We start from the raw sequence: 1,920 nt of genomic DNA, 5'->3' as shown, positions 1-1,920 counted from the left end.
GAGGCGAGCCGCCTCAGGAGGCCCGCCAGCTCCTCGGGCGTGCGCTCGACCTTGCCGAGCACGTCGGCGAGCTCGGTGCCTTCGATGAATTCGGTGACGATGTAGAGCACGCCCAGCTGCGGCTCCTGCGCGAGCACGCGGTAGGAGACTAGCGCCTCGTGCTGCAGCTTGGTGAGCGTGCGCGCCTCCTTGCGGAACATCGCGACGACCTTCTCGTCCGCCGCCATTGCCGGCAGCATGACCTTGATCGCGACGCGCTCGTCGGTGTTGACGTTGCAGCCCTCGAACACCTCGCCCATGCCGCCGCGGGCGAGGAAGCGCTTCACCTCGAAAATGTGGTTGAGGACGTCGCCGACCTGGATCTTCTGCGCCTCGCGCGCGACGAAGGCGGTCTGGGTGCCGACGCTCGTCGCGCCCGCGCTGGTTTCGGCGGCTGGCTCGGCCGGTGTTTCGGGGGCGGGAGCCTCGGCTTCCGCCGCGGGCGCCTCGGGCTCGGCTGGCGCTTCTGCGGCGGGGGCCTCGGGTTCGATCGGCACTTCCGGCTCGGCTGAAGCCTCGACCGGAGTCTCGTCCGCGGGCGCGGCTGGTTCGTCAGGCTCGGCCCCGCCGGACGGCATGAACACGGTCCGCTCCTCACCCTCTTCGGGCGGCTTCTTGTCCTTGTCGTCGTTCATGTGCCCACCGAATCCGGAAGTGAAAGAAGGGTCGGATCGCTCGCCCAGATCGCGATCACGGTGACATTGTCGGGCGCGCCGTTGGCGAGGGTCGCCTCGACCAGATCCTCGCTGGCGCGCTCGGGCGAGCCGCGCGAAAGCAAGCGGGTGATGTCGGCCTCGTCGACATAGCCGTGAAGGCCGTCCGAGCAGAGCAGGAAGACGTCGCCGGGCACGACCTCGCCGGTCGCCATCGAGACCTCGACTTCGTCGCGGACGCCGACCGCGCGCGAAAGGATATGCCCCATCGGGTGCCCGATCGCATCCTCCGGACGCATGATTCCCCGATCGACCATCTCCTGCACCTGGGTGTGGTCGCGGCTGAGCTGGATGAGCTCGCCGTCGCGCAGCAGGTAGGCGCGGCTGTCGCCGACCCATTGCACCGCGTAGCGCTCGTCGCGCACCAGCAGGGTGACCACGGTCGAGCCCATCTGGCGCTGGCGCTGGCGGGCCTCGGCGAGGATCAGTCGGTTGGCGGCGCGGATCGCCTCGGCGATCACGTCAGTGGCGGCATCGAATTCGGCGGGAAGCTCGGCCTCGCCGAGCCGCTCGGCGATCCGGGCCGAGGCCCATTCGCCGCCTTCGTGGCCGCCCATGCCGTCGGCGACCGCCCACAGCCCCTCGTCCTCTCGAGCGCAGAAGCTGTCCTCATTATGGTCGCGCACGCGCCCTTCATGGGTCCGCGCCCCGCTTTCGATCCGGAACGGGGCGAAGTTCACCTGTCGGCCCTGCGCTCGCCCGTGGCGTCCGGATGCTTCGCTGTCGGCACTCGCGCCCCCTCGCTGGAAGTGTGGCATCTAAGCACAGGATGCCCGCCCGATAAAGCGTCCGATATTCCGCTTCCCTTTCGCCGCCGCCGGTTTAAGGTCCCGCCTCCTTTGAACACCACGGGGATGGGAAACATGAGACCGACCGTTATTCTTCTCGGCGCGACCGCGATGCTGGCGCTGGCCGCCTGCGACCGCGGCGGCGAGGCCGGCAACAATGCCGCCGACGCCAATGTAGCCGCGCCCGCCGACGCCAACGGCGCGGCACCGGTCGATGCCAATGCATCGGCCGACGGCAACGAAGCCAAGCCCGCCGATGGCGCCGCGGCCGCGCCGGCCGAAGGCGGCGAGGCCCCGGCGGCCGAGGGCGGCGACGCCGCGGCTGCCGGCGGCGACAAGCCGGCCGAGGGCGGCCAGTAGACCACATCGCGACGCGGGCC

Annotated in this window: 3 protein-coding genes; 1 reads left to right on the top strand and 2 read right to left on the bottom strand. The window is 70.4% G+C overall.

Features of this window, described 5'->3' with window-relative positions; all coding sequences use genetic code 11:
- A partial coding sequence (locus ACT4N8_RS08350) for a protein kinase domain-containing protein (RefSeq protein WP_444857675.1) occupies window positions 1-674 on the bottom strand: 674 nt, incomplete at its 3' end.
- Window positions 671-1,432 (bottom strand): PP2C family protein-serine/threonine phosphatase, encoded by a 762-nt coding sequence (locus ACT4N8_RS08345; RefSeq protein WP_444857674.1) that lies wholly within the window; start codon window positions 1,430-1,432, stop codon window positions 671-673. The genes ACT4N8_RS08345 and ACT4N8_RS08350, both read right to left, overlap by 4 nt.
- A 183-nt stretch (window positions 1,433-1,615) precedes the next feature.
- On the opposite strand from ACT4N8_RS08345, the gene ACT4N8_RS08340 reads away from it, so the two are divergent.
- Entirely contained in the window at window positions 1,616-1,900 is a 285-nt protein-coding gene (locus tag ACT4N8_RS08340) for a hypothetical protein (protein ID WP_444857673.1), read from the top strand.
- Window positions 1,901-1,920 lie beyond the last annotated feature (20 nt).

Origin of the sequence: Sphingosinicella sp. (assembly GCF_052387495.1) — a bacterium.
Taxonomy (GTDB): Bacteria; Pseudomonadota; Alphaproteobacteria; order Sphingomonadales; family Sphingomonadaceae; genus Allosphingosinicella.
The sequence above is the reverse complement of the archived record's forward strand: the minus strand, read 5'-3'. Positions and strand labels throughout refer to the sequence as shown.

What these genes read in the sequence shown, in the direction of transcription:
- ACT4N8_RS08340 (WP_444857673.1), top strand. Translation starts at nt 1,616, where the DNA reads ATGAGACCGACCGTTATTCTTCTCGGCGCGACCGCGATGCTGGCGCTG.